Source organism: Pseudomonas fragi, from assembly GCF_900105835.1.
GTDB lineage: Bacteria > Pseudomonadota > Gammaproteobacteria > Pseudomonadales > Pseudomonadaceae > Aquipseudomonas > Aquipseudomonas fragi.
The window spans coordinates 1,652,393-1,672,877 of record NZ_LT629783.1 but is presented as its reverse complement, the minus strand read 5'-3'; the positions used below and the strand labels follow the sequence as shown (position 1 = coordinate 1,672,877).

Genomic DNA, 20,485 nt, shown 5'->3' with positions numbered 1-20,485 from the left:
TTTCTTCTAAGGAATATCGATGTTCAAGGTTTTACGTGGTTGGGTGCAGCGCTATTTCTCTGATGAAGAAGCGGTAGTGCTCGCGGTGTTGCTGGTGCTGGCGTTTACCGCCGTTCTGACATTGGGCGGTATGCTCGCACCCGTGCTGGCGGGCATGGTGCTGGCGTATCTGATGCAGGGCCTGGTGGTGGCACTGGAGCGCATGCGGGTGCCGGCCGCAGCGGCGGTCGGGCTGGTGTTTGCGCTGTTTATGGGCTTGTTGCTGGTGTTTCTGGTGGTAGTGGTGCCCTTGCTCTGGCATCAGCTGATTACGCTGTTCAACGAGCTGCCGGGCATGCTCGCCAAGTGGCAATCGTTGTTGCTGTTATTACCTGAGCGCTACCCGCATCTGGTGTCGGATGAGCAGGTGCTGCAGGCCATTGAAGTTGCACGGGGTGAAATCGGCAAGTTCGGGCAACTGGCACTGACCTTTTCGCTGTCCAGCTTGCCGCTGCTGGTCAACATCATGATTTATCTGGTGCTGGTACCGATCCTGGTGTTTTTCTTTCTCAAGGACCGCGCGGTCATTGGCCGCTGGGTGCGCGGCTATCTGCCTCGCGAACGGGCATTGATTACCCGCGTGGCCGAAGAAATGAACCGTCAGATTGCCAATTACATTCGCGGCAAGGTCATCGAGATCATTATTTGCGGCGGCGTGACCTATATCGCCTTTGTCACCATGGGCCTCAACTATGCGGCCTTGCTGGCGCTGCTGGTGGGGGTTTCGGTGGTGGTGCCCTATGTCGGGGCGGTGGTAGTGACGGTGCCAGTGCTGCTGATTGCACTGTTCCAGTGGGGCTGGAGCGATCAGTTTATCTACCTGATGGCGGTCTACGGGATCATCCAGACCCTGGACGGCAATGTGCTGGTACCGCTGCTGTTCTCCGAGGCGGTGAGCCTGCACCCGGTGGCGATCATTTGCGCGGTGCTGTTGTTTGGCGGGTTGTGGGGTTTCTGGGGGATATTCTTTGCCATCCCGCTGGCGACCTTGTTCAAGGCTGTGCTCGATGCCTGGCCGCGAGAGCAGCAAGTCGTGTCACCGCTGCTGTAGATCACTAAACGCCAGACATGAAAAAGCCCCGGCTCTTGCGAGCCGGGGCTTTTTCGTTACTGCATCAGCTTACGCTTGAATAACCGGAATATTGGCGTTTGCAGCCGCTTCACGGAATTCGGCGATCTGATCAAAGCTCAGGTAGCGGTACACGTCCGCGGCCATGGTGTTGATCTCTGCCGCGTAGGCCATGTATTCCTCAACGGAAGGCAGACGACCCAGGATCGAGGCCACCGACGCCAACTCGGCCGAAGCCAGGTAAACGTTCGCGCCGTCACCCAGACGGTTCGGGAAGTTACGGGTCGAAGTCGACACAACAGTCGAGTTCGGCTCTACCCGTGCCTGGTTACCCATGCACAGCGAGCAGCCCGGCATTTCCATGCGCGCGCCAGCTTTACCGTAGATGCCGTAGTAGCCTTCTTCGGTCAGTTGGTGAGCGTCCATCTTGGTCGGCGGCGACAGCCACAGACGGGTTGGCAGCTGGCCTTTGACCTTGTCCAGCAACTTGCCCGCAGCGCGGAAGTGGCCGATGTTGGTCATGCACGAACCGATAAACACTTCGTCGATTTTTTCGCCAGCAACGCTGGACAGCAGACGGGCGTCATCCGGGTCGTTTGGCGCGCAGAGCACAGGCTCTTTGATGTCAGCCAGATCGATTTCGATGATGTGCGCGTATTCGGCGTCAGCATCGGCTTCCATCAGCTCAGGGTTGGCTACCCAGGCTTCCATCGCTTGAGCGCGACGCTCAAGGGTACGAGCGTCGCCGTAACCTTCACCGATCATCCAGCGCAGCAGGGTGATGTTGGAGTTCAGGTATTCGGTGATCGACTCTTTGGACAGCTTGATGGTGCAACCGGCTGCCGAACGTTCTGCCGAAGCGTCGGACAGTTCGAAGGCTTGCTCGATGCTCAGGTTGTCCAGACCTTCGATTTCCAGGATGCGACCCGAGAATTCGTTGATCTTGCCTTTCTTCTCTACCGTCAACAGACCCTGCTGGATCGCGACGTAAGGAATGGCGTGAACCAGGTCACGCAGGGTGATGCCCGGTTGCATTTCGCCTTTGAAGCGAACCAGAACCGATTCCGGCATATCCAGTGGCATTACGCCAGTGGCTGCGGCGAACGCTACCAGGCCCGAACCGGCCGGGAACGAAATGCCCATCGGGAAACGGGTGTGCGAGTCACCGCCAGTACCAACGGTGTCCGGCAGCAGCATACGGTTCAGCCAGCTGTGGATGATGCCGTCGCCCGGACGCAGGGACACGCCGCCACGGGTCATGATGAAGTCAGGCAGGGTGTGGTGGGTGGTCACGTCGATCGGCTTTGGATAGGCCGCGGTGTGGCAGAACGACTGCATCACCAGATCAGCGGAGAAGCCCAGGCACGCCAGGTCTTTCAGTTCGTCACGGGTCATGGGACCTGTGGTGTCCTGAGAACCTACGGTGGTCATCTTCGGTTCGCAGTAAGTGCCCGGGCGAACGCCGGTCACGCCGCACGCCTTGCCGACCATTTTTTGCGCCAGGGTGAAACCCTTGGTGCTTTCAACCGGTGCTTCAGGCTTCTTGAACAGATCGGTAGGGCCCAGGCCCAGCTCAGCGCGAGCCTTCTCGGTCAGGCCACGGCCGATGATCAGCGGGATACGGCCGCCAGCGCGAACTTCGTCCAACAGAACTGGAGTTTTCAGTTCGAAGGTGGTGATGACTTCGTCGGTACCGTGCTTGCAGACTTTGCCGGCGTGCGGGTACAGGTCGATCACGTCGCCCATGTTGATGTTGGAAACATCGAACTCGATTGGCAGTGCGCCAGCATCTTCCATGGTGTTGTAGAAGATCGGAGCGATCTTGCTGCCGAAGCAGAAGCCGCCAGCACGCTTGTTCGGTACATAAGGCACGTCGTCGCCGAAGAACCACAGTACGGAGTTGGTAGCCGATTTACGCGACGAACCGGTACCGACTACGTCACCGACGTAGGCGATAGGGAAGCCCTGGCCGCGCATTTCTTCGATTTGCTTCATCGGACCGATGGAGCCTTGAACGTCCGGCACGATACCGTCACGGGCCATTTTCAGCATGGCCAGGGCGTGCAGCGGGATGTCAGGGCGCGACCAGGCGTCCGGTGCCGGCGACAGGTCGTCGGTGTTGGTTTCGCCGGTTACCTTGAACACGCGCAGGCTGATTTTGTCAGCCAGGGTAGGGCGGTTCTTGAACCACTCGCCGTCAGCCCAGGACTGCACCACGGCTTTGGCGTGGGCATTGCCGTTTTTGGCTTTTTCAGCGACGTCGTGGAAGGCGTCAAACATCAGCAGGGTGTGCTTGAGTTGCTCGGCGGCAACCGGTGCCAGCTCTGCGTCGTCCAGCAGGTCAACCAGAGTCACGATGTTGTAGCCGCCTTGCATGGTGCCAAGCAGTTCAACAGCGCGTTTTTTGCTGATCAGCGGGGAGGAGGCTTCGCCTTTGGCGATCGCGGCCAGGAAGCCGGCTTTCACGTAGGCAGCTTCGTCAACACCCGGCGGAATGCGGTTGGTGATCAGGTCAACGAGGAATTCTTCTTCGCCGGCAGGCGGGTTTTTCAGCAGCTCAACCAGGCCTGCAGTTTGTTCGGCGTTAAGCGGCTGGGGAACGATACCCAGTGCTGCGCGCTCTTCGATATGTTTGCGGTAGGCTTCAAGCACAGTTATTACCCTCATCATTGGTCCCAAATGGGTGTCCGGGACGCTCATCCAGGAATGCCGAGCACTCATGCGCTGCGGGGCTTTTTGAGCCGCTTAGCCAGAATTGCAAGGATTCCCAACAGAAGCTGTTTTCAAAGTTTTACGCCTTCCGAACGGGGGAGATGATGAATGCTGGTGCGGGTATCTGCAGTGCAAACACCCCTCACCAACACCGTTCTTCGGGATCAACTGTGCTCGTGACGCTTTGAAAACAGCTTCTAACGGACATTGGCGCCTTAAAAGGCAGGCCGATTCTACGGTAAAAACTTGTTAAAGGTAAGTTAGGCCCTGAAGGTTGAGGGGTGATCTGCGTTAGACAAAGGGCTAACATGGCCACCTGTTTCGTTCTGCAGTGCTCTATTTCGCCATGTCCAATCAAACCATCAAGACCCCCTGCATAGGCCTTTGTTCAACGGTGTACGGTGACCTTGTGTGCCGTGGTTGCAAGCGTTTCCATCATGAAGTGATCAACTGGAACGGTTACAACGAGGAAGAAAAGCGAGCCGTGTGGCGCAGGCTTGAGCAGCTGTTGGTGCAGGTGATGGCCGGCAAGGTCGAAGTGTTCGACCGTGCCACGCTGCGTGACCAGCTGGTGGCGCGCAAGATCCGCTTTGTGCCTGCCCAGTCCGAGTATTGCTGGGCCTACCAGCTGATTGCCCGCGGGGCGCGGGTGATCAATCAGCTGGAGCTGTATGGCATGGTGCTGTTGCCGGAGTTTCGCGGCTGGCCGCTGACCGACCTGCGTGATGCCATTGATCGGGAATTTTTCCTCCTGTCCGAGGCGCACTACGAGCGTTACATCGCCCCGGGTTTTCTCAAGGACGCCTTTGGCGAATAAGCCGTTCAGCCTTTGCTTGCCAATTCTTCCAGATGCTCGGCCATGTCATCGGGCTTGAGCACCAGGATGTCGCTTTCCAGCTTGTCGATCACCACTTCCGCGGTATTGCCGATCAGCGCTCCTGAAAGCCCGGTGCGCGCCACTGTGCCCATCACGGTCACGACAGCACCGAGGGTTTTGGCGACCCGCGGGATGATTACGTCAGCCGGACCTTCCTCAATGTGCAGGCGGCTGTCATCAATTTCGCACTGTTGCTGGAACACCTTGCACTCGGCCCTGTAGGTTTGTTCCAGTTCGGTGTCCAGCGGGTAGACGGCGTCTACCGTTGCCAGCATCGGAGCCGGGTGGGCGCTGACAACATGAAATTCCCCGCGTGCCATGCTGGCAATGCGAAAGCCGTGGTCGACGATGCTCGTGTGCAGGGCCATATGCTCGGGGTCGTTGTTGCCTACATCCACGGCCGCCAAAACAACGGCGTTCTCCCAGGTTTCAGCGGTTTTGACCAGTAATACCGGGCTGGGGCAGTAGCGCAGCAGTTTCCAGTCTTCCGGGGTCAGCAACACTTTTTTCAGCGGGTTGTCGGGCACATGCTGCTTGATCACCAGGCCGCAATTGTGGGCTTGCTGCACCTTGATGATGGTGGCGTGCTGGCTTTCATGCCAGGCCTGCTCGCTGGTCACGTTGTAGGCTTCGCTTTTGAGGCTGCTTTCAAGCACGCTGAGCAGGGCCGAATGGTCATGCTTTTTATCGCAGATCAACAGGTGCAAATGCGCCTTGGTGTGGCAGGCGATGTGTTTGGCGCGCTTGAGGGCGAGGCTTTCCATCAGGTGGGGCTCGATGACGACCAACAGGCTGTTGATGCTGTGCATGACCGTTGTCTCCACAGGTTATAAAAGTGGCTTTCAATCACTATAGTTGCTTGGCAGTTGTCGCTGTGTTGATGCATATCAAGTTAGGTCGTTGGTGCTGCGCCCCGTGCCCCGTATAATCCCCGGCTCGCCTCAATTCAGTCTTTGTGAGCCTCATGTCAGCAATCGTTCAAAACTCTGCCGGTCTGCCGGGCAACTCCCCTTTGTCGGGAGTGTGCGTGTGATTCTTCCTGAAATTCATGAGTTCCTGGGCTGTCGCACGCCTGACGGCTGGATCGCGGCTGCGCTGGCCGATCAGGAAACCTTGCTGATCGATCACAAAAACTGTGAGTTCAAGGCTGCCAGCACGGCGCTGAGCCTGATCGCCAAGTACCACTCCCATGTTGACCTGATCAATATGATGTCGCGCCTGGCCCGTGAAGAACTGGTGCACCACGAGCAAGTCATGCGCCTGATGAAAAAGCGCAAGATCGAACTGCGCCAGCTGTCAGCCGGGCGCTATGCCTCGGCGCTGCGCAAGGTGGTGCGTAACCATGAGCCGGTCAAGCTGGTGGACACGCTGGTGGTGGGGGCGTTTATCGAGGCGCGTAGTTGCGAGCGTTTCGAAGCGCTGGTGCCCCATCTGGACGAAGAACTCGGCAAGTTCTATTTCGGTCTGCTCAAAAGCGAGGCCCGGCATTTCCAGGGTTATCTGAAACTGGCCTATCAATATGGCGATGCCAAGGATATTGCCCAGGTGATCGAGCGGGTGAGGGCGGCGGAGCATGAGCTGATCGAGTCGCCGGATGTCGAGTTCCGCTTTCATAGTGGTGTGCCAGCCGTTTCTTGAGTCTTCTATAGATCTACTGTGGGAGCGGGCTTGCTCGCGATGCAGGCGCTGCGGTCTGTCAGGCAAGCCGGGGCGATGCCATCGCGAGCAAGCCCGCTCCCACAACAATCCCGCCATCATCAAGATAGTTGCTCTCTTGGCCCCGGTTTGAGTGCCCGTTTAACAACCAGATAGATAGCCACCTAATAATCGGCTTGACATTAGCTGCCTAGACAGTAATATTTCGTAACATTACTGCCTAGGCAGCTTCCTGGTGCCCTGATGAAACACTTTCATCCCGATAACTTTCAAAATTGCACCCTGGGTTTGCTCCTTGGGCGCACGGCCATGCTCAAGGACAAGATCATCGACCGCCATATGGAGCCTTACGGCATCACGGCGGCGCAGTTCAAGGTGCTGATCATCATGGCCCAGTTCGATGTCGACACCCCGGCCGAGCTGTGCCGCCACCTGTGCCTGGACAGCGGCTCGATGACCCGCATGCTCGATCGACTTGAGCAGAAAAACCTGCTGATGCGCCAGCGCTCCGAAGCCGATCGGCGTCAGGTGCGATTGGTGCTCACCGACGACGGCAAGGCGCTGGCCGATTTGTTGCCCAAGGTGGGCGCCGACGCCATGAACCAGCTGGCAGGTGCCATCAGCCCGCAAGAACTGCAAAGCCTGGAACAGATCCTCAAGAAAATACTGCTGGCCGCCGGTGATCCAATCACGGTCATGCGCTTAGGTGAAAAATGAGCAACAAAACGCTGCGTACAGGCTTGAGCCTGGTATTTACGTCGATGGTGCTGGCCGGTTGTGCAAACTACAGCGGGTTGTCTACCGTTGGCGTGAGCCAGGATGCGAAGAACCTCAAGGCTGCCCGATCCCTGGAGGGCGTTACGATCAGCCCTGCGGCCTGGCCTGAAAAGGACTGGTGGAAACGCCTGGGCGACGGGCAACTGGATGGCCTGATCGAAGAAGCGCTGCGTGACAGCCCGGACATGCAAATTGCCAGCGCCCGTGCTCATCAGGCCTCTGCCGCCGCCGGTGCGGCCGATGCCGCACGCATGCCGACCCTGAATGCTGAAGCCGATGTCACGCGTTCGCGCCTGTCGCGCTCCCAGGATCCGACGGGGCAGGGTGGTCGCTATGACACGTTGCGCAATGCCAGCCTGACCTTTAATTACACCTTCGATCTGTGGGGCGGCCAGCGCGCGGCCTGGGAAGCAGCATTGGGACAGGCCCGTGCGGCCGAAGTCGACAGCCAGGCTGCGAGCCTGACCCTGGCGGCCGATGTAGCGCGGGGTTACAGCAGCCTCGGGCATGCCTTTATTGTGCTCGACCTGGCCAAGGACGACCTTGAACGCACCGGCAAAATGCTGGACTTGAGCAAGCGTCGCCTGCAAGCCGGTATCGACAGCCATTATCAGTATCAGCAGACCGAAAGCCTTGAGGCCAGCTCCCGCGAGCAGTTGATCAATGCGCAAAAGCAACTCAACAGCGCGCGCATCGCGTTGGCGGTGTTGCTGGGCAAGGGGCCGGATCGCGGGGTTGATATTGCGCGTCCGAAAATTCTCGCCCCAGGCGCCGTGGCATTGCCGAGCACCTTGCCAGCCGAACTGCTGGGCCGGCGTCCCGATCTGGTGGCAGCGCGCTGGCGGGTGGAGGCGGCGAGCAAGAATATTGCCGCTGCCAAGACCCGCTTCTACCCGAACCTCAATCTAAGCGCGGCGGCGGGTACCCAGTCGCTGCTGGGGGATGCGCTATTCGGCTCCGCCAGCCGCTTCCTCAACATTGCCCCGGCAGTGTCGTTGCCGATTTTCGATGGCGGGCGCCTGCGTGCCGGGCTGGATGCTGAAGATGCCAATTACGATCTGGCGGTGGCGCAGTACAACAAGACGCTGGTGGGCGCCCTGGGCGACGTCAGCGACACCCTCGCGCAATTAGGCGCTGTAAAGCAGCAGATCAGCGCTCAGCAGCAGGCCACCCATATCGCCCAGGACTCGTTCGATACCGTGTTGCAACGCTACGGCTCGGGCGTGGGCAACTATCTGGACGTGCTCAGCATTGAGCAACAACTGCTTCAGGCCCAGCGCCAGCTGGCCGACCTGAATGCCGAGCAGATAGACCTTTCGATTCAACTGATGCAAGCCCTGGGTGGTGGATTTGAGCCCGGCACTACAGCCGAGACCGCTCCCACTGAAGTCCTCGCTGGCAGAATAATTTAGGTATCCGTCATGGCCACTGTGCAAACACCGAATGAAACGCAACAACCCCAGGACGCTGCCAACCAGCGCAAACGCAAACTCTGGCTCAGCGGGCTGGCGATTCTGGTCATCCTGCTGGGGCTGGCCGTGTGGGCCTGGCATGAGCTGTATGGTCGCTGGAGCGAAAGCACTGATGATGCTTATGTAAATGGCAACGTGGTTGAAATCACGCCGCTGGTCACCGGTACGGTAGTCAGCATCGGCGCCGACGATGGCGATCTGGTGCATGAAGGTCAGGTGCTGATCAATTTTGACCCGAGCGATGCGCAGGTCGGCCTGCAAAGTGCCGAGGCCAACCTGGCCCGTACTGTGCGCCAGGTGCGCGGCCTGTTCAGTGATGTGAAGGGCATGAAGGCCCAGGTTGCTGCGCAGAAGGTTGAAGTGCAAAAAAACCAGGACAACTACAACCGCCGTAAAAGCCTGGCGGCTGGCGGGGCCATTTCCCAGGAAGAGCTGTCCCACGCCCGCGATGATTTGTCTTCGGCACAAAGTGCCCTGCGCAATGCCGAGCAAAAGCTCGACACGACCAGCGCACTGGTCGACAACACGGCGGTGGCCGATCACCCCGATGTGAAGGCTGCCGCGGCGCAGTTGCGTCAGGCGTACCTGGCCAATGCCCGCTCCACCCTGATCGCTCCGGTCACCGGTTATGTGGCCAAGCGTACCGTGCAACTGGGTCAGCGGGTTCAGCCGGGCACGGCCTTGATGGCGGTGATCCCTCTCAACCAGCTGTGGATCGATGCCAACTTCAAGGAAACCCAGTTGCACAAGATGCGCATTGGCCAGCCGGTAGACATCGAGTCGGATATTTACGGCAGTAATGTGAAGTACAGCGGCACCATCGACAGCATCGGTGCCGGCACCGGCAGCGCATTTGCCTTGCTGCCTGCGCAAAACGCCACGGGCAACTGGATCAAGATTGTCCAGCGTGTGCCGGTGCGTATCCATATCAATGCCGATGAACTGGCCGAGCATCCACTGCGTGTGGGCTTGTCGACCACAGTTGACGTGAACCTGCGCGACCAGACCGGCCCGGTATTGGCCCAGCAACCGCCGCAAAAAGCCTCGTTCTCCACCAACGTGTATGCACAACAATTGGCCGATGCCGAAGCCCTGATCACGCGCTTGATTGACAGCAACAGCGCCGGGGCAGGCGACATGGCTGCCCAGCGCTGATTCGCCAATCCATAAGCCTCGCCGCACAGGCGGGGCTGCATCCCCGGTTTTAAAGGATTTGCGATGAGTACAAACGCGTCTTTTTCCCCTCCCAGCCTGGTAATGGCCACGATCGGCCTGTCGCTGGCGACCTTTATGCAGGTGCTCGACACCACCATCGCCAACGTTGCCTTGCCGACCATCTCCGGCAATCTGGGGGTGAGTTCGGAGCAGGGAACGTGGGTAATTACCTCCTTTGCCGTCAGTAACGCCATTGCCTTGCCGTTGACCGGCTGGCTAAGCCGGCGTTTTGGCGAGGTGAAGTTGTTTCTGTGGGCCACCATGCTGTTCGTGCTGGCCTCGTTTCTGTGCGGTATTTCGACGTCGATGCCCGAGCTGGTCGGGTTTCGCGTGCTCCAGGGGTTGGTAGCGGGGCCGCTGTACCCTATGACGCAGACCCTGCTGATTGCAGTCTACCCCCCGGCAAAAAGGGGGATGGCATTGGCATTGCTGGCGATGGTCACGGTGGTTGCACCGATTGCCGGGCCCATTCTGGGCGGCTGGATTACTGACAGTTACAGCTGGCCGTGGATCTTCTTTATCAATATCCCGATCGGCATCTTTGCCGTGATGGTGGTTCGCCAGCAATTGAAAGCGCGGCCGGTGGTGATTACCCGGCAACCGATGGATTATGTGGGGCTTATCACCCTGATCATTGGTGTGGGCGCGCTGCAGATCGTGCTCGACAAAGGCAATGACCTGGACTGGTTCGAGTCCAATTTCATCCTGCTGGGTACTGCATTGTCCGTGGTGGCGCTGGCGGCCTTTGTTATTTGGGAAATGACTGACAAGCATCCGATCGTCAACCTGCGCTTGTTTGCCCACCGCAACTTCCGTATTGGCACCATTGTGCTGGTGCTGGGTTATGCCGGGTTCTTTGGTATCAACCTGATTCTACCGCAGTGGCTACAGACGCAGATGGGCTACACCGCCACCTGGGCCGGGCTGGCAGTGGCGCCGATCGGGATTCTGCCGGTACTGATGTCGCCGTTTGTGGGCAAATACGCCAATAAATTCGACTTGCGCCTGTTGGCCGGGCTGGCGTTTTTGGCCATTGGCCTGAGCTGCTTTATGCGTGCCGAATTCACCAATCAGGTGGATTTCCAGCATATCGCGATGGTGCAACTGTTTATGGGGATTGGCGTGGCGCTGTTCTTTATGCCGACGCTGACCATTTTGATGTCGGATTTACCGCCGCATCAGATTGCCGATGGCGCCGGGCTGGCGACGTTCCTGCGCACGCTTGGCGGCAGCTTTGCGGCGTCCCTGACGACCTGGATCTGGATTCGCCGGGCTGACCAGCATCATGCCTATATGAGTGAAAGCATCAGCGCCTATGACCCGGTAACCCGGCATACGCTCGAAAGCCTGGGCGGCGCCAGTACACCAGCCTACGCGCAGATGGATCAGATTCTGACCAGCCAGGCTTATATGTTCTCCACCGTGGATTACTTCACCATGATGGGTTGGCTGTTTATGGGCTTGATTTTGCTGGTGTGGCTGGCCAAGCCGCCATTTGCAGCGAAGGCGGGGCCGGCGACCAGCGGGCATTGATGTGGGGGCTTCTTGCCCTCACCCCAGCCCTCTCCCGGAGGGAGAGGGGGCTGATCTGTGGTGTTCTTGAATCTGCATGCGGTCAGTTCCCTCTCCCTCCGGGAGAGGGCCAGGGTGAGGGGCTTTTGACTCTAGGCAGGCGCAAAATCAAACGGCGCCATCTGCATGCCTTGTTCATCCACTTGCAGCACCCAGCCCTGACGGTCCCAGTCGCCCAGCACAATACGGCGGGCGGCCTGATCGCCGATCTGCAGCTTGTGAATCGCCGGGCGATGGGTGTGGCCGTGAATCAGGGTGTGCACGCCATAGTGCGCCATGATCCGCGGTACTTCCTCGGCGGTCACGTCAACAATGTCATTGGCTTTCATGCGGGTTTGCGCGCGGCTTTCGCTGCGCAGCTTGCGCGCCAGTTTGTGCCGCGTGCTCAGTGGCAGGTGGCGCAGGACCCATAAAGTGACGGGGTTGCGCAGGATGCGTCGCAGGCGCATATAGGCTTCGTCGCGGGTGCACAGGCTGTCGCCGTGCATCAGCAAAACCGGCTCGCCATAGAAGTCGACCACGCTGGGGTCTTTGATCAGGGTGCAGCCAGCCGCTTTGCAAAAGGCCTGGCCAAGTAAAAAGTCGCGGTTGCCGTGCATCAGAAAAATCTGCGTGCCGGTGTCGCTGAGTGTTCGCAGCGCTTCACAGATCGAGCGCTGATAGGGTGTCATGGCATCGTCGCCAATCCAGGCTTCAAAAAAATCGCCCAGGATGTAGAGCGCCTGAGCCGAGCGCGCACGCCCGGTCAGGAAATCCAGAAACGCCCGGGTAATATCCGGGCGCTCCTCTTCCAGATGCAAATCTGAAATCAGCAGTATCACTCAATGATCTCTGCTTTCTCGACGATCACGTCTTCTTTTGGCACGTCCTGGTGGCCGGCTTTGGAAGTGGTGGCAACGCCTTTGATCTTGTCTACTACGTCCTGGCCGGCAACGACTTTACCGAATACAGCGTAGCCCCAACCCTGGGCGGTTTTGCCGCTGTGGTTCAGGAAGCTGTTGTCAGCCACGTTGATAAAGAACTGGGCGGAAGCCGAATGCGGCTCCATGGTGCGAGCCATGGCCACGGTGTACTTCTCGTTTGGCAGGCCGTTGTCGGCTTCGTTCTGGATGCTTGGGCGCTTGTCTTTCTTTTCTTTCATGCCTGGCTCAAAACCGCCGCCCTGGATCATGAAATTGCCGATTACACGGTGGAAAACGGTGTTTTCGTAGTGGCCGGCTTTTACGTATTCGATGAAGTTGGCTACGGTGATCGGTGCTTTTTCAGCGTTCAGTTCGATCACGATGTCGCCGTGGTTGGTGCTCAGTTTTACTTGGGTCATGGTCGTATCGCTCTATCAGGGAATTCGTCGGGCCAGGGAGCGGGGTGAACACACCTCAATCCCCCGGGCTGGCTGGGTAGATACAGCCGCGGGCGGAGTTTAGCGTGCTCGCACGGCATTTCGATGGTGTTTTTCCCATATGGGGACTAAAAGCCGGCATTTCAATCGCTTTGATTGAGCACCTGCTCTGTCGGTGACTTGACGGCATCGGCTATGATAGGCGCTTTGATTTAGTCGGCCGACCCAGGCCGCGCACCCTGTTACGTTCAAGGATCCTATGAGCAAGCCCACTGTCGACCCCACTCTGAATCCAAAGGCTGGCCCTGCTGTCCCGGCTAACTTCCTGCGTCCAATCGTTCAGGCGGACCTAGACTCGGGTAAATACACGCAGATCGTGACCCGCTTTCCGCCGGAGCCCAACGGCTACCTGCACATCGGTCACGCCAAATCCATTTGTGTGAACTTCGGGCTGGCTCAGGAATTCGGCGGCGTAACGCATTTGCGTTTTGACGACACCAACCCGGCCAAGGAAGACCAGGAATACATCGACGCCATCGAAAGCGACGTCAAGTGGCTGGGCTTTGAGTGGTCTGGCGAAGTGCGCTATGCCTCGCAATATTTCGACCAGTTGCACGCGTGGGCGATTTACCTGATTAAAGAAGGTAAGGCCTACGTTTGCGACCTGACCCCTGAGCAAGCCAAGGAATACCGCGGCAGCCTGACCGAGCCTGGCAAGAACAGCCCGTTTCGCGAGCGCAGCGTCGAAGAGAACCTGGACCTGTTCGCCCGCATGACCGCCGGTGAGTTCGAAGACGGCAAGTGCGTGCTGCGCGCCAAGATCGACATGGCGTCGCCGAACATGAACCTGCGCGATCCGATCATGTATCGCATCCGCCATGCCCATCACCACCAGACCGGTGACAAGTGGTGCATCTACCCGAACTATGACTTCACCCACGGTCAGTCGGATGCCATTGAAGGCATCACCCATTCGATCTGCACCCTGGAGTTCGAAAGCCACCGTCCGCTGTATGAATGGTTCCTGGACAACCTGCCAGTGCCGGCGCACCCGCGTCAGTACGAATTCAGCCGTCTGAACCTGAACTACACCATCACCAGCAAACGCAAGCTCAAGCAGCTGGTCGATGAAAAGCACGTCAATGGCTGGGATGACCCGCGCATGTCGACGCTGTCGGGTTTCCGTCGCCGTGGCTACACGCCCAAGTCGATCCGCAATTTCTGCGACATGGTCGGCACCAACCGTTCCGACGGTGTAGTGGACTTCGGCATGCTGGAATTCAGCATTCGTGACGATCTGGACCACAGCGCGCCGCGCGCCATGTGCGTGCTGCGTCCGTTGAAAGTGATTATCACCAACTACCCTGAAGACAAGGTCGAAAACCTTGAGCTGCCTTGCCACCCGAAAGAAGACATGGGTGTGCGGGTATTGCCGTTCGCCCGTGAAATCTACATCGACCGTGACGACTTCATGGAAGAGCCACCAAAAGGCTACAAGCGTCTTGAGCCTGCGGGCGAAGTGCGTTTGCGCGGCAGCTATGTGATCCGCGCCGACGAAGCAATCAAGGATGCCGATGGCAACATCGTTGAACTGCATTGCTCGTATGACCCTGAAACCCTGGGCAAAAACCCGGAAGGTCGCAAGGTCAAAGGTGTTGTGCACTGGGTGCCGGCAGCAGCCAGCGTCGAGTGCGAAGTACGTTTGTATGATCGTCTGTTCCGTTCGCCGAACCCTGAAAAGGCCGAAGACGGTGCGGGCTTCCTGGAAAACATCAACCCTGACTCGCTGCAGGTACTGACCGGTTGTCGTGCTGAACCCTCGCTGGGCAATGCACAGCCGGAAGACCGTTTCCAGTTCGAGCGCGAAGGTTACTTCTGCGCAGATATCAAGGACTCGAAACCCGGTCACCCGGTATTCAACCGTACCGTGACCCTGCGTGATTCGTGGGGCCAGTGATCAAGTTTTGAAGGAACAAGCCGTGCTTACGATCTACAACACGCTCACCAAGAGCAAAGAAGTTTTCAAGCCGCTGGACGGCAACAATGTTCGCATGTACGTGTGCGGCATGACCGTGTACGACTACTGCCACATTGGCCATGGTCGCAGCATGATTGCCTTCGATCTGGTGACCCGCTGGTTGCGTTTCAGCGGTTATAACCTGACCTATGTGCGCAATATCACGGACATTGAAGACAAGATCATCAATCGTGCCCGCGAAAACGGCGAGCCTTTCGAGGCGCTGACCGAGCGCATGATTGCGGCAATGCATGAAGACGAGGCGCGCCTCAATATCCTCAAGCCGGATATGGAGCCCCGTGCCACGGACCATATCCCTGGCATGCACGCAATGATCCAGACCCTGATCGACAAGGGTTACGCCTATGCCCCGGGCAATGGTGACGTGTACTACCGCGTTGCCAAGTTCATGGGCTACGGCAAGCTGTCGCGCAAAAAGATCGAGGATCTGCGTATCGGCGCGCGCATCGAGGTCGATGAGGCCAAGGACGATCCGCTGGACTTCGTGCTGTGGAAAGGCGTCAAGCCGGGCGAGCCGAGCTGGGAATCGCCGTGGGGCCCGGGTCGTCCGGGCTGGCATATCGAATGCTCGGTGATGTCCACCTGCTGCCTGGGTGAGACGTTCGATATTCATGGCGGCGGCAGCGACCTGGAGTTTCCGCACCATGAGAACGAAATCGCGCAAAGCGAGGCGGCCACGGGTAAAACCTACGCCAATGCCTGGATGCATTGCGGGATGATTCGCATCAATGGCGAGAAGATGTCCAAGTCCTTGAACAACTTCTTCACCATTCGCGACGTTCTGGCGAAATATCACCCGGAGGTGGTGCGTTATCTGTTGGTGTCGAGCCACTACCGTAGCTCGATCAACTATTCGGAAGACAATCTCAAGGATGCCAAGGCAGCCCTGGATCGTTTCTACAACGCGCTTAAAGGCTTGCCGAAAGTTGCCCCGGCCGGTGGTGAGGCGTTTGTTGAGCGTTTTACCCAGGTCATGAACGACGACTTCGGTACGCCGGAAGCCTGTGCGGTGCTGTTCGAGATGGTTCGCGAGATCAACCGCTTGCGTGAAACCGATTTGCAGGCGGCTGCCGGTCTGGCAGCGCGCCTCAAGCAGTTGGCCGATGTGCTGGGTGTGTTGCAGCTTGAGGCTGACGACTTCCTGCAGGCAGGTGCTGAAGGCAAGGTCGATGCCGCTCAGGTGCAGGCTTTGATCGATGCGCGTCTGGCTGCCCGTGCCGGCAAGGACTGGGCGGAGTCTGACCGTATCCGTGATCAGCTCGCGGCAATGGGTGTAGTGCTGGAAGACAGTAAAGGCGGGACAACCTGGCGGCTGGCTGACTAGGTTGCTCGTTGTTTGAACAACGGCCCGCCAAGTGCGTAATGTTGTTCACTTAAACGATTTGTGCCTGTGTGGGAGCGGGCTTGCTCGCGATGGTCGTAAATGATGACGCGTATTTACCAAGTAAATGCGGTGTTCTGAAGGCCATCGCGAGCAAGCCCGCTCCCACACTTGAACTGCGTTGCTCTTAAGTGAACAGCATTGCGCCAAGTGCGGGCTTTTGTTTGTCCGGTTTTTAGCGGCGCCAATAAAAACGGCACCCGAAGGTGCCGTTTTTTTGCAGCGCTTTGCACTATTTGCCGTGCAATTCTTCGGCTGCGTACAAGGTGTTTTCCAGCAGGCAGGCACGGGTCATCGGGCCAACGCCGCCCGGCACCGGGGTGATCCAGCCGGCGCGGGGCAGGGCGGTCTCGTAAACCACGTCGCCCACCAGCTTGCCATCCGCCTGGCGGTTGATGCCCACGTCGATCACGATGGCGCCTTCCTTGATCCACTCGCCCTTGACCAGGCCAGGCTTGCCGGCAGCTACCACCACCAGATCGGCGCGGCCAACGTGGCCGGCCAGGTCCTTGGTGAAGCGGTGGGTCACGGTCACGGTGCAGCCAGCCAGCAACAATTCCATCGCCATCGGGCGGCCAACGATGTTGGAAGCGCCGACAATCACTGCGTCCATGCCGTACAGGTCCTGGCCGGTGCTTTCCAGCAGGGCCATGATGCCTTTGGGAGTGCATGGGCGCAGCAGCGGGATGCGCTGGGCCAGGCGGCCGACGTTATAAGGGTGGAAACCGTCGACGTCTTTGTCCGGGCGAATGCGCTCCAGCAGTCTGGAGGCATCCAGATGGGCGGGCAATGGCAGTTGCAGCAGGATGCCGTCGATGTTCGCGTCGTCATTGAGACGGTCGATCAGGTCGGTCAGGTCCTGTTGGGTAGTGTCAGAAGGCAGGTCATAGGCTTGGGAAATAAAGCCTACCTCTTCGCAGTCTTTACGCTTGTGCGAAACATAAACCTGGGAAGCAGGATCGCTGCCGACCAGAATCACTGCCAGACCAGGGGTGCGCAGGCCTTGCTCGTGACGCTCGGCGACACGTTTGGCAATCTGCTGGCGCAGGCTGGCGGCGATCGCTTTACCGTCGATTAGTTGTGCAGTCATTACGCGTGATTAACCATCGTAAAGGGTGGAAAAAGGACGTGCATTCTCGCATGCCGTGGCGCGAGGGCAAAGGCGCCTGGTCTGTTTATTGCCCTAACTCCTTTATATTTCTAAACTTTTTTTAAAAAACAGTTGACGGGTTACAGGCTCACCTATAACATTCGTCGCACTTGTCGGGCACAGCCTAGCACTGGTTAAGAAGGTAGAGCGAAGTTGTTGTCCAGCTTGGTGATACTGAAGGCAATTGGTTTGTAGTCGTCAAAGAATACAGGCTAACAATGCGCCCGTAGCTCAGCTGGATAGAGCATCCGCCTTCTAAGCGGATGGTCGCAGGTTCGAGTCCTGCCGGGTGCGCCATTAGGCAGCTTTGGCACAAGTAAAGCAGTACAGGCAATATGGTGGGCGTAGCTCAGTTGGTAGAGCACGGGATTGTGACTCCCGTTGTCGAGGGTTCGATCCCCTTCGTCCACCCCATATTTAGAAAGCCGCCAGATTAAAAATCTGGCGTCTTTGCTTCAGAAGTTTGAAATGCGGATGTGGTGGAATTGGTAGACACACTGGATTTAGGTTCCAGCGCCGCAAGGTGTGAGAGTTCGAGTCTCTCCGTCCGCACCAAATTTGGATAGGCCGCTTGTAGCGGCTTTTTCTTTGGTTGTAACTGTTTGCTTTCAGGAGCGGGCAGGGTTGTAAGCGCACTATGGTGGGCGTAGCTCAGTTGGTAGAGCACGGGATTGTGACTCCCGTTGTCGAGGGTTCGATCCCCTTCGTCCACCCCATATTAAAAGAAAACGCCAGACTAATCCTCTGGCGTTTTTTTGTACCTGCGGTTTGACAATCGCACACAGGGGTGTCGCTCGGCGCCTTGTTTCCCGCATGCTTAGCGTCCTCTGCGATTTGTGTGACAATGCGCGCAGATCGGGGTGGCTCCAAAGGCTGCCCGTTATCGCCAATTGATCAGTGCAGTCTTCTATCTATATAGAAGGCGAGGCGGATGGCTGCTTTTACTTAATTTCTGTCGGCCGTTTCCCAGGGTGTTTGCGGTAGGGTGACTTCTTGAGTTTGACCCACTAGAATGCTTGCCCTTGATTATGGGGTCGGAAACGGCCGGCTAATGTCTGTGCAACGAGGAATATCCATGCAAGTTTCTGTTGAAAATACTTCCGCTCTTGAGCGTCGCATGACCATTGGCGTGCCAGCTGAGCGTATTGAGGCTGAAGTCAACAAGCGTCTGCAACAGACTGCCCAAAAGGCCAAGATCCCGGGCTTCCGTCCAGGCAAGGTGCCAATGAGCGTAATCCGTCAGCGTTACGAAGCTGATGCGCGCCAGGAAGCGCTGGGCAATGTAGTCCAGTCTTCGTTCTACGAAGCTGTGGTTGAGCAGAAGCTGAACCCGGCCGGTGCTCCTTCGATCGAGCCTAAAGTTTTCGAAAAAGGCAAAGATCTGGAATACGTTGCTACTTTCGAAGTATTCCCTGAATTCGAAGTAACCGGTCTGGATACCATCGCTATCGAGCGCCTGAGCGCCGAAGTGGCTGATGCCGACCTGGACAAGATGCTGGACGTGCTGCGCAAGCAGAACACCCGCTTTGAAGTGACTGATCGTGCTGCCCAGAACGATGATCAACTGAACATCGATTTCGTTGGCAAGGTAGACGGCGAAGTATTCGCTGGCGGCTCCGCCACCGGTACTCAGCTGGTCCTGGGTTCGGGCCGTATGATTCCTGGCTTCGAAGAAGGCCTGGTAGGCGCCAAAGCCGGTGAAGAACGCGTTCTGAAACTGACTTTCCCTGCTGACTACCAGAACCTGGACCTGGCTGGCAAAGAAGCCGAGTTCACCGTAACCGTGAACACTGTTTCCGAGCCTAAGCTGCCAGAACTGAACGAAGAGTTCTTCGCCCAGTTCGGCATCAAGGAAACCGGTCTGGAAGGTTTCCGCGCCGAAGTTCGCAAGAACATGGAGCGTGAACTGCGTCAGGCGATCAAGTCCAAGGTCAAGAACCAGGTAATGGACGGCCTGCTGGCTGCCAACCCGATCGAAGTGCCTAAATCCCTGCTGGCCAACGAAGTTGACCGTCTGCGCGTGCAGGCTGTTCAACAGTTCGGTGGCAACATCAAGCCAGACCAACTGCCGGCCGAGCTGTTCGAAGAGCAAGCCAACCGCCGCGTAGTGCTGGGCCTGATCGTGGCTGAAGTGGTCAAGCAGTTCGACCTCAAGCCTGACGAAGATCGCGTTCGCGAAATGATTCAGGAAATGGCTTCCGCTTACCAGGAGCCAGAGCAGGTTGTAGCTTGGTACTACAAAAACGACGCTCAATTGAACGAGGTTCGTTCGGTTGTGCTGGAAGAGCAAGTTGTGGATACTGTTCTGCAGAAGGCCAAGGTGACCGATAAAGCGGTCTCTTACGAAGAAGCTGTCAAGCCGGTGGAAGCTCCACAAGCCGACTGATTTCTGACTCGTTAGAAAACACAACCATAAGCCAGCCTCGAGCTGGCTTATGCGTATCCAGACAAGACTATTTGGGAGTGACTGCCGGACATGTCCCGCAATTCTTATATTCAGCAGAACTCTGATATCCACGCCGCTGGCGGCCTGGTCCCGATGGTTGTCGAGCAGTCCGCCCGTGGCGAACGCGCTTACGACATCTACTCGCGCCTCCTGAAGGAGCGAATCATCTTCCTGGTCGGCCCCGTAGAAGACTACATGGCCAACCTGGTGGCGGCGCAGCTGCTGTTCCTTGAGGCCGAGAACCCGGACAAGGACATCCACCTGTACATCAACTCGCCGGGCGGTTCGGTGACTGCAGGCATGTCGATCTACGACACCATGCAATTCATCAAGCCTGACGTGTCGACCATCTGCATCGGCCAGGCCTGCAGCATGGGTGCCTTCCTGTTGGCCGGTGGCGCACCGGGCAAGCGTCACTGCCTGCCGAACTCGCGCATGATGATTCACCAGCCGCTGGGCGGTTTCCAGGGCCAGGCGTCGGATATCGACATTCATGCCAAGGAAATCCTTAACATCCGTCATCGCTTGAACTCGCTGCTGGCTCACCACACGGGCCAGACTCTCGAAACCATCGAGCGCGACACCGAGCGTGACAACTTCATGAGCGCCGAGCGTGCAACCGAATACGGTTTGATCGACTCTGTGTTCAGCAAGCGTCAAATGCCCGCTTAAGCAGCTCAAATTGGGGGTGGTTGGGCTAACCGACCACCTGCGGGCTTGAAAAAGCCCGCAGTTGCCTTCA

At 57.9% G+C, this 20,485-nt stretch carries 16 protein-coding genes and 4 tRNA genes; 15 read left to right on the top strand and 5 right to left on the bottom strand.

Going from position 1 to position 20,485, the window contains the following annotated elements; translation table 11 throughout:
• Positions 1-19 precede the first annotated feature (19 nt).
• Positions 20-1,090 carry an AI-2E family transporter gene (locus BLU25_RS07615; RefSeq protein WP_029611582.1) on the top strand — a complete coding sequence of 357 codons (1,071 nt, stop codon included), beginning with the start codon at positions 20-22 and terminating at the stop codon, positions 1,088-1,090.
• 69 nt (positions 1,091-1,159) lie between these two features.
• Here BLU25_RS07615 and acnB read toward each other — a convergent pair whose 3' ends face one another.
• A complete protein-coding gene (acnB, locus tag BLU25_RS07610) occupies positions 1,160-3,760 on the bottom strand; it encodes a bifunctional aconitate hydratase 2/2-methylisocitrate dehydratase (RefSeq protein ID WP_083369583.1) in 2,601 nt (866 codons plus the stop codon).
• A gap of 406 nt (positions 3,761-4,166) precedes the next feature.
• Between acnB and BLU25_RS07605 the strand changes: the two genes are divergently transcribed.
• Positions 4,167-4,637, top strand: coding sequence for a DUF1289 domain-containing protein (locus BLU25_RS07605; protein ID WP_029611583.1), 471 nt, complete (start codon positions 4,167-4,169; stop codon positions 4,635-4,637).
• 5 nt (positions 4,638-4,642) lie between these two features.
• On the opposite strand, the gene BLU25_RS07600 is transcribed toward BLU25_RS07605, so the two are convergent.
• Complete coding sequence (locus tag BLU25_RS07600; RefSeq protein WP_016782300.1) at positions 4,643-5,506, bottom strand: universal stress protein; 864 nt, start codon at positions 5,504-5,506, stop codon at positions 4,643-4,645.
• A gap of 220 nt (positions 5,507-5,726) precedes the next feature.
• Between BLU25_RS07600 and BLU25_RS07595 the strand changes: the two genes are divergently transcribed.
• From BLU25_RS07595 to BLU25_RS07575, 5 genes are all read left to right on the top strand, one after another.
• Entirely contained in the window at positions 5,727-6,335 is a 609-nt protein-coding gene (locus tag BLU25_RS07595) for a MiaE family protein (RefSeq protein ID WP_016782301.1), read from the top strand.
• A gap of 261 nt (positions 6,336-6,596) precedes the next feature.
• Positions 6,597-7,070: a MarR family winged helix-turn-helix transcriptional regulator gene (locus tag BLU25_RS07590; RefSeq protein WP_016782302.1), complete on the top strand. Its 474-nt coding sequence runs from the start codon at positions 6,597-6,599 to the stop codon at positions 7,068-7,070.
• Positions 7,067-8,542 (top strand): efflux transporter outer membrane subunit, encoded by a 1,476-nt coding sequence (locus tag BLU25_RS07585; RefSeq protein ID WP_083369582.1) that lies wholly within the window; start codon positions 7,067-7,069, stop codon positions 8,540-8,542. Before BLU25_RS07590 ends, BLU25_RS07585 begins: the two co-directional genes overlap by 4 nt.
• A 9-nt stretch (positions 8,543-8,551) precedes the next feature.
• Positions 8,552-9,757: an HlyD family secretion protein gene (locus BLU25_RS07580; RefSeq protein WP_016782304.1), complete on the top strand. Its 1,206-nt coding sequence runs from the start codon at positions 8,552-8,554 to the stop codon at positions 9,755-9,757.
• A 63-nt stretch (positions 9,758-9,820) separates the two neighbouring features.
• On the top strand, positions 9,821-11,350 hold the full coding sequence (locus BLU25_RS07575; RefSeq protein WP_083369581.1) for a DHA2 family efflux MFS transporter permease subunit: 1,530 nt from the start codon (positions 9,821-9,823) through the stop codon (positions 11,348-11,350).
• A gap of 131 nt (positions 11,351-11,481) precedes the next feature.
• On the opposite strand, the gene lpxH is transcribed toward BLU25_RS07575, so the two are convergent.
• Both lpxH and BLU25_RS07565 read right to left on the bottom strand, forming a co-directional pair.
• The gene (lpxH, locus tag BLU25_RS07570) at positions 11,482-12,210 is read right to left on the bottom strand and encodes a UDP-2,3-diacylglucosamine diphosphatase (RefSeq protein WP_016782306.1); all 729 of its coding nucleotides are present in this window, start codon (positions 12,208-12,210) and stop codon (positions 11,482-11,484) included.
• A complete protein-coding gene (locus BLU25_RS07565) occupies positions 12,207-12,710 on the bottom strand; it encodes a peptidylprolyl isomerase (protein WP_016782307.1) in 504 nt (167 codons plus the stop codon). The genes lpxH and BLU25_RS07565 overlap by 4 nt, the downstream gene beginning before the upstream one ends.
• A 277-nt stretch (positions 12,711-12,987) precedes the next feature.
• Between BLU25_RS07565 and BLU25_RS07560 the strand changes: the two genes are divergently transcribed.
• Together BLU25_RS07560 and cysS are read left to right on the top strand one after the other, a co-directional pair.
• Entirely contained in the window at positions 12,988-14,685 is a 1,698-nt protein-coding gene (locus BLU25_RS07560) for a glutamine--tRNA ligase/YqeY domain fusion protein (protein ID WP_016782308.1), read from the top strand.
• Between the two features lie 22 nt (positions 14,686-14,707).
• The gene (gene cysS / locus BLU25_RS07555) at positions 14,708-16,090 is read left to right on the top strand and encodes a cysteine--tRNA ligase (RefSeq protein ID WP_016782309.1); all 1,383 of its coding nucleotides are present in this window, start codon (positions 14,708-14,710) and stop codon (positions 16,088-16,090) included.
• 289 nt (positions 16,091-16,379) lie between these two features.
• Here the strand turns inward: cysS and folD are convergent, their stop codons facing one another.
• Positions 16,380-17,237 carry a bifunctional methylenetetrahydrofolate dehydrogenase/methenyltetrahydrofolate cyclohydrolase FolD gene (gene folD, locus BLU25_RS07550; protein WP_016782310.1) on the bottom strand — a complete coding sequence of 286 codons (858 nt, stop codon included), beginning with the start codon at positions 17,235-17,237 and terminating at the stop codon, positions 16,380-16,382.
• A gap of 280 nt (positions 17,238-17,517) precedes the next feature.
• On the opposite strand from folD, the gene BLU25_RS07545 reads away from it, so the two are divergent.
• From BLU25_RS07545 to clpP, 6 genes are all read left to right on the top strand, one after another.
• Positions 17,518-17,594: transfer RNA gene (locus BLU25_RS07545), tRNA-Arg, on the top strand.
• A 41-nt stretch (positions 17,595-17,635) separates the two neighbouring features.
• Positions 17,636-17,711 (top strand) — tRNA-His (locus BLU25_RS07540).
• 56 nt (positions 17,712-17,767) lie between these two features.
• Positions 17,768-17,852 (top strand) — tRNA-Leu (locus tag BLU25_RS07535).
• Between the two features lie 85 nt (positions 17,853-17,937).
• Positions 17,938-18,013: transfer RNA gene (locus BLU25_RS07530), tRNA-His, on the top strand.
• 359 nt (positions 18,014-18,372) lie between these two features.
• Positions 18,373-19,683 (top strand): trigger factor, encoded by a 1,311-nt coding sequence (gene tig, locus BLU25_RS07525; RefSeq protein ID WP_029611584.1) that lies wholly within the window; start codon positions 18,373-18,375, stop codon positions 19,681-19,683.
• A gap of 90 nt (positions 19,684-19,773) precedes the next feature.
• Positions 19,774-20,415 carry an ATP-dependent Clp endopeptidase proteolytic subunit ClpP gene (gene clpP / locus BLU25_RS07520; RefSeq protein ID WP_016782312.1) on the top strand — a complete coding sequence of 214 codons (642 nt, stop codon included), beginning with the start codon at positions 19,774-19,776 and terminating at the stop codon, positions 20,413-20,415.
• The last annotated feature ends 70 nt before the right edge of the window (positions 20,416-20,485 follow it).